At 57.7% G+C, this 7499-nt stretch carries 2 tRNA genes and 3 rRNA genes; all 5 read right to left on the bottom strand.

Features of this window, described 5'->3' with window-relative positions:
- Positions 1-290: 290 nt before the first annotated feature.
- Positions 291-405 (bottom strand): 5S ribosomal RNA (gene rrf, locus ING15_RS19020).
- A gap of 588 nt (positions 406-993) precedes the next feature.
- Positions 994-4013 (bottom strand): 23S ribosomal RNA (locus ING15_RS19025).
- A gap of 840 nt (positions 4014-4853) precedes the next feature.
- Positions 4854-4929: transfer RNA gene (locus ING15_RS19030), tRNA-Ala, on the bottom strand.
- A gap of 228 nt (positions 4930-5157) precedes the next feature.
- Positions 5158-5234: transfer RNA gene (locus ING15_RS19035), tRNA-Ile, on the bottom strand.
- 439 nt (positions 5235-5673) lie between these two features.
- Positions 5674-7160 (bottom strand): 16S ribosomal RNA (locus ING15_RS19040).
- Together the 16S, 23S and 5S rRNA genes with 2 tRNA genes alongside form the textbook arrangement of a ribosomal RNA operon.
- Positions 7161-7499: the final 339 nt, after the last annotated feature.

Consider the following 7499-nt stretch of genomic DNA (forward strand, 5'->3'; position numbering starts at 1 on the left):
GATGGTTTATCCTATCCGTCGACCTGGCCCTGCGCGGTGGAATGACGGGTTGGCGGTGGGGCTGTGCGTTTGCCGCGTTGCGCCCGCGCCGGATCGCTCTCGCGGGTCGCTTTGTCAGGGGCGGTGCGGTGCTTTCGGCGGTGGCGTGTTGGGCGGCGAAGCGCCCATTCAAACGCGAAGCGCCCTTTTGGCCGCAAAGCGGTGCTTTGAACGCAAGAACGCCCCTCGGCCTGGGGGCGCGAGGGGCGTTCGGGTTTGGTTTTTGTGAAGATGAGCTTTGCGATTTGCAGACCTGGCGGCGACCAACTTTCCCGCGTCTTGAGACGAAGTATCATAGGCGCTGGGGCGTTTCACGGCCGAGTTCGGAATGGGATCGGGTGCGGCCGCCCCGCTAGAACCACCAGGTCGGCAAATCGCAAAGCGTGAGAAGCTGGGAGGGGATATGTCGCTCACGCCAGACGCTGACGCGTCGGCTGCGCGGGCGCGGGTCAGCGACCCGACGCGCTAGCGCGCTACGGCTGTCCTCGCGATGTGCCGCTGACGCGGCGCGCTCGGACGGAGCACGGGCCCCAACCGCCGGCGCGGACATCCGTCCGCTTGGCTCTCGCGCCAAAAGGCGCGTCGGCCAATCCTTCGGTAAAAGGGGCGGCCTCTGACTGCCGTGCGCTAGACTGCAGCCCCCTTTTCTGGGGGGACATCGCCATGGGCTGCCTGCGGCAGAGAGCTCGGACGGAGCCAGGTGATTGAAGCGCTGGTTTTGCAGATTTTCATGAGAGGTAAGCGTGTTGGCTTGCCTGGGGCCCGACCTTGACGATCGAGCGCCGTCCGAGCGTGCCGCGTGAGCGGCGTATCGCAAGGACAGCCCCGCTCCGACTGGAGCGGCGGGCGTCAGCCCGTAGCCAAGCGGACGGATGTCCGCGCCGGCGATTGAGGCCAACAAACAAGACCAATGTTCCCAATCCCCTCGGGATTGGTGAACATTGACGAATGAGAATGATCAAGCCGATCGAGCGATTAGTACCGGTAAGCTTCATGCGTTGCCGCACTTCCACACCCGGCCTATCGACGTGGTGGTCTACCACGGCTCTGATAGGGAGAACTCGTTTTCAGGTTAGTTTCCCGCTTAGATGCCTTCAGCGGTTATCTAGTCCGTACATAGCTACCCTGCACTGCGGCTGGCGCCACAACAGGTCCACCAGAGGTACGTCCATCCCGGTCCTCTCGTACTAGGGACAGATCCTGTCAATTCTCCTACACCCACGGCAGATAGGGACCGAACTGTCTCACGACGTTCTGAACCCAGCTCACGTACCGCTTTAATTGGCGAACAGCCAAACCCTTGGGACCTGCTCCAGCCCCAGGATGCGATGAGCCGACATCGAGGTGCCAAACAACCCCGTCGATATGGACTCTTGGGGGTCATCAGCCTGTTATCCCCGGCGTACCTTTTATCCGTTGAGCGATGGCCCTTCCACGCGGGACCACCGGATCACTATGACCGACTTTCGTCTCTGCTCGACTTGTCTGTCTCGCAGTCAGGCGGGCTTATGCCATTGCACTCGACGACCGATTTCCGACCGGTCTGAGCCCACCATCGCGCGCCTCCGTTACTCTTTAGGAGGCGACCGCCCCAGTCAAACTACCCACCATACACTGTCCCGGATCCGGATGACGGACCGCGGTTAGACATCCATGACGATAAGGGTGGTATTTCAAGGATGGCTCCACGCGAGCTGGCGCCCACGCTTCAAAGCCTACCACCTATCCTACACATGCCGACACGAATGCCAGTGTAAAGCTATAGTAAAGGTGCACGGGGTCTTTCCGTCTGACCGCAGGAACCCCGCATCTTCACGGGGAATTCAATTTCACTGAGTCTATGTTGGAGACAGCGGGGAAGTCGTTACGCCATTCGTGCAGGTCGGAACTTACCCGACAAGGAATTTCGCTACCTTAGGACCGTTATAGTTACGGCCGCCGTTTACTGGGGCTTCGATTCAGAGCTTGCACCCCTCCTCTTAACCTTCCAGCACCGGGCAGGCGTCAGACCCTATACGTCGTCTTGCGACTTCGCAGAGCCCTGTGTTTTTGATAAACAGTCGCTACCCCCTGGGTTGTGCCACCTCCCAATACTTGCGTACAGGGAGGTCACGCTTCTTCCGAAGTTACGCGTGCAATTTGCCGAGTTCCTTCAACATAGTTCTCTCAAGCGCCTTGGTATACTCTACCAGTCCACCTGTGTCGGTTTCGGGTACGGTCTATACGGTGGGGCTATTTCCTGGAACCGCTTCACCGCAGGATCAATCCAATAAGACCCTACGATACACGCGATCCGTCACTCTCCACCAGGCCCACGATTATTAACGTGGTTCCCATCGACTACGCCTTTCGGCCTCGCCTTAGGGGCCGGCTAACCCTGCTCAGATTAACTTTAAGCAGGAACCCTTGGACTTTCGGCGAGGGAGTCTCTCACTCCCTTTATCGTTACTCATGTCAGCATTCGCACTTCTGATACCTCCAGGATTCCTCACGGATATCCCTTCATCAGCTTACAGAACGCTCCGCTACCGCGCATCCGACCCGAAGATCGAACACACCCACAGCTTCGGTGTATGGCTTGAGCCCCGGTACATTTTCGGCGCAAAGACCCTTATTTAGACCAGTGAGCTGTTACGCTTTCTTTAAATGATGGCTGCTTCTAAGCCAACATCCTGGTTGTTTTGGGATCCTCACATCCTTTCCCACTTAGCCATAACTTGGGGACCTTAGATGGTGGTCAGGGTTGTTTCCCTCTCCACGACGGACGTTAGCACCCGCCGTGTGTCTGCCGGATATCACTTCCAGGTATTCGGAGTTTGGTTAGGTTTGGTAAGACGGTGAGTCCCCCTAGCCCATCCAGTGCTCTACCCCCTGGAGTGTCCATCCGACGCTCTACCTAAATAGATTTCGCGGAGAACCAGCTATTTCCGAGTTTGATTGGCCTTTCACCCCTAGCCACAAGTCATCCCGATCTATTGCAACAGATATGGGTTCGGTCCTTCAGTGCGTGTTACCGCACCTTCAACCTGCTCATGGCTAGATCACTCGGTTTCGGGTCTAATCCGACGAACTGAACGCCCTGTTCAGACTCGCTTTCGCTACGCCTCCACCTATCGGCTTAAGCTCGCTCGCCAGACTAAGTCGCTGACCCATTATACAAAAGGTACGATGTCACCCAGGACGAACCTTGGGCTCCATCTGTTTGTAGGCATTCGGTTTCAGGTACTATTTCACTCCCCTTGTCGGGGTGCTTTTCACCTTTCCCTCACGGTACTGGTTCGCTATCGGTCATGCACGAGTACTTAGGCTTGGAGGGTGGTCCCCCCAATTTCAGACAGGATTTCACGTGTCCCGCCTTACTCGAGGATCATCGAAGACATTACGCGTACGGGGCTATCACCCAATTGCGCCAGGTTTCCCAACCTGTTCCGCTTCTTCTTTCAATGACCACTGGCCTGGTCCGCGTTCGCTCGCCGCTACTGACGGAGTCTCGGTTGATGTCCTTTCCTTCGGGTACTTAGATGTTTCAGTTCCCCGAGTTCGCTTCTAACCCCTATGTATTCAGGATTAGATACCTTCTCATGACCGCTGTTAATTTAAACCGTTCTCGCTCACGGCAGATCGCTGTCGCGATCGCCTCCGCGGGGGCGCAGCAAAAGCTGCGGGCCGCAATTCGCGGCCTGACTGCCGTGCGACCTCGAACTGCCGTGCGCCCTACAAAGAGCGCGGCAGCCAGAGCCCGACCGGGCGACGGACCGGATGGTCCGCCCTCGCGGAGCCGATTGCGCAAGCAATCTGGCGCGAGCGCAAGCCGAACAGTTTAAACTTAACAGCGGTCGAAGGTGGGTTGCCCCATTCGGAAATCCACGGATCAAAGCTTATTCGCAGCTCCCCATGGCTTATCGCAGCGTATCACGTCCTTCATCGCCTGTGCATGCCAAGGCATCCACCAAATGCCCTTCTTTCACTTGATCATTCTCATCGTCAATGCTCACCGTTTTGTTCTCGCTCACGCCAGACCCTTGCGGGTCGGCTGCGCGGGCGCGGTCCATCAGGACCGACGGCCGGTCGGCCTTGCCTCGCCATCAAGATGGCTCGGTTTGGCGTTCCACTCGCCGATGCAAAGCGCATCGCACCGGCTCATGATCCAGACCGCCAAAGGCGGCCGCACCATGAACCAACTAAAACAAAGAGAGAGGTGATCATTCACGCTTACTCTCATTCGAACACCGCAAACACCGGCGAAGTGTGCAACTTCCTCCAGCGTCCTGCAGCGGTGCTCTTCATGTTGATCGGGTAAACCAGCGCGTGACCCCAAAAAGTTGTTCGACTTTTTGGAAAAGGTTTCACGCGCAAGGCAAATTTCCGATCAACGAAAGACCAGCTTCTCGAGACGAACCCCGACGGCGTGCGGTCAGGCAACACCGATCATGGGACAAAAAGCTTGTATGACCGGACCCGGGCGATGAACCCGGGCCGGAACCTTTCGTCGACAGACCGTCCGAACCCTGAGCGGGGCATGACCAGCAAGCTGGCCAAAATGACGATCTTCGAGATCCGTCTTCTTCTTCACGATGATGATTGAGAACAGGCAGACACTCGGACAAGCGTCCAAGGCCCGCAAACCTTATTCTTTCTCCTGGATGGCCACGTCGTGGCCGGATGCTCGCTCGCCGATCAAGGCGCCGCGTGGAGCTTTGCCGCGCTCCCCGCAGGAGCAAAGCTCCGAGGAAGCGCTAGAATGGAAAAACCCGACAAGATCCACCATTTGCCGCACGACGCTCGACCCCATCGCCACCCACCTCAAAGGCAAATGGTGGAGCTTGTCGGGATCGAACCGACGACCCCCTGCTTGCAAAGCAGGTGCTCTCCCAGCTGAGCTAAAGCCCCATTGGGGTCCCCGCCAGCGGCTTGCCGCTTAAGGGCGGGGCAAAAGGTCCGACGGCCAGTCGGCCTCTATGGGCGACCCTTCTTGCACCGGCTTCGAAACAGCAAGCTCCGAGGCCCGTGCCCGTCCGCCCGCAGCAAAGCGAGGACGGACAAACCGGCAAAAGCGACCCGGGCCCACCAAATCGGCCAGCCTCAGCGCTTCGAATCGACACCACGGTGCCACCGATTTGGTGGGCCCGGGTAGATTCGAACTACCGACCTCACCCTTATCAGGGGTGCGCTCTAACCAGCTGAGCTACGGGCCCGGTCTTTTCTCGCTCACGCGTGAAGCGCTCCGCGGGGGCGGACCAAAAGGTCCGGCGGCCGGTCGGCCTTGCCTCGCTGACGCTCGGACCAACCCACCATCCGAAGACAGCGGGATGCCCAGCAACCAGACTCAAAAAGCTCGGGTTAGTATCCGGCACCGCCGCTGCTGCGGCAGAGCGGATATTCATCCAGGGAAGAAAGAGAAACGAAGGCGGCGGGGCCTGCCTGACCACGAAGCTCCCGAAGGAGCCGCATGGCGCTTGTATGCGCGACGCCGCTCTGACTGATTGGCGTCTTGGTTCTAAAACAGTCCCATAGACGTGTCGTCCGGAACCGGCCCCCTCTGCGCCATGACCCCGATCGCGACCAGCGGTCGGACAGGTTTCATGGCCGAGAAAGACCGGAAGACCCGAACGGGTCTGACGGGACCATCCTTAGAAAGGAGGTGATCCAGCCGCAGGTTCCCCTACGGCTACCTTGTTACGACTTCACCCCAGTCGCTGACCCTACCGTGGTTGGCTGCCTCCTCTTGCGAGGTTAGCGCACCACCTTCGGGTAGAACCAACTCCCATGGTGTGACGGGCGGTGTGTACAAGGCCCGGGAACGTATTCACCGTGGCATGCTGATCCACGATTACTAGCGATTCCAACTTCATGCACCCGAGTTGCAGAGTGCAATCCGAACTGAGACGGTTTTTTGGGATTAGCTCACTCTCGCGAGTTGGCTGCCCACTGTCACCGCCATTGTAGCACGTGTGTAGCCCAGCCCGTAAGGGCCATGAGGACTTGACGTCATCCCCACCTTCCTCTCGGCTTATCACCGGCAGTCCCCCTAGAGTGCCCAACTCAATGCTGGCAACTAAGGGCGAGGGTTGCGCTCGTTGCGGGACTTAACCCAACATCTCACGACACGAGCTGACGACAGCCATGCAGCACCTGTGCACTCGTCCCGAAGGAAGGTATCCGTCTCCGGATACCGTCGAGGCATGTCAAGAGCTGGTAAGGTTCTGCGCGTTGCTTCGAATTAAACCACATGCTCCACCGCTTGTGCGGGCCCCCGTCAATTCCTTTGAGTTTTAATCTTGCGACCGTACTCCCCAGGCGGGAAGCTTAATGCGTTAGCTGCGCCACCGAAGGATAAATCCTCCGACGGCTAGCTTCCATCGTTTACGGCGTGGACTACCAGGGTATCTAATCCTGTTTGCTCCCCACGCTTTCGTACCTCAGCGTCAGTACCGGACCAGTGAGCCGCCTTCGCCACTGGTGTTCCTGCGAATATCTACGAATTTCACCTCTACACTCGCAATTCCACTCACCTCTTCCGGACTCAAGACATCCAGTATCAAAGGCAGTTCCGGGGTTGAGCCCCGGGATTTCACCCCTGACTTAAATGTCCGCCTACGTACGCTTTACGCCCAGTAATTCCGAACAACGCTAGCCCCCTTCGTATTACCGCGGCTGCTGGCACGAAGTTAGCCGGGGCTTCTTCTGTGGGTACCGTCATTATCGTCCCCACTGAAAGAGCTTTACAACCCTAGGGCCTTCATCACTCACGCGGCATGGCTGGATCAGGCTTGCGCCCATTGTCCAATATTCCCCACTGCTGCCTCCCGTAGGAGTTTGGGCCGTGTCTCAGTCCCAATGTGGCTGATCATCCTCTTAGACCAGCTATGGATCGTCGCCTTGGTAGGCCATTACCCCACCAACTAGCTAATCCAACGCGGGCTCATCCATCCCCGATAAATCTTTCTCCCTCAGGACGTATACGGTATTAATTCCAGTTTCCCGGAGCTATCCCGTAGAGATGGGTAGATTCCCACGCGTTACTCACCCGTCTGCCACTCACTCCGAAGAGTGCGTTCGACTTGCATGTGTTAAGCCTGCCGCCAGCGTTCGTTCTGAGCCAGGATCAAACTCTCAGGTTTGATAAGAGTTTTTCCCTGACCGTCACTGTCTCAAAGCATTTGACGAGAGTTACTCGGACGCCCCCGCCGCCAGACCGGCCCGCATCACTGCAAAGCCAGACCAACACCGAAAACGCCCTTCGCTCGACACCATCACGAAACCCGCAGAAGCAAGCCCCGAAACAGCGCCAAGCCGTACACTCTCATACCGAAACGTAAAACGATCAGGTCATTCTCTCATGGATACCTCGTAACCGAAAAGGAAATCGGCACGAAGCTCCACGCAGACTAACCGCCGCCCACGCTTCTCTTTCTTCTCAATATCAAATTGTCAAAGATCACGGCAAAAAATGCCGTCGG

Origin of the sequence: Aurantimonas marina (assembly GCF_017183135.1) — a bacterium.
Taxonomy (GTDB): domain Bacteria; phylum Pseudomonadota; class Alphaproteobacteria; order Rhizobiales; family Rhizobiaceae; genus Aurantimonas; species Aurantimonas marina.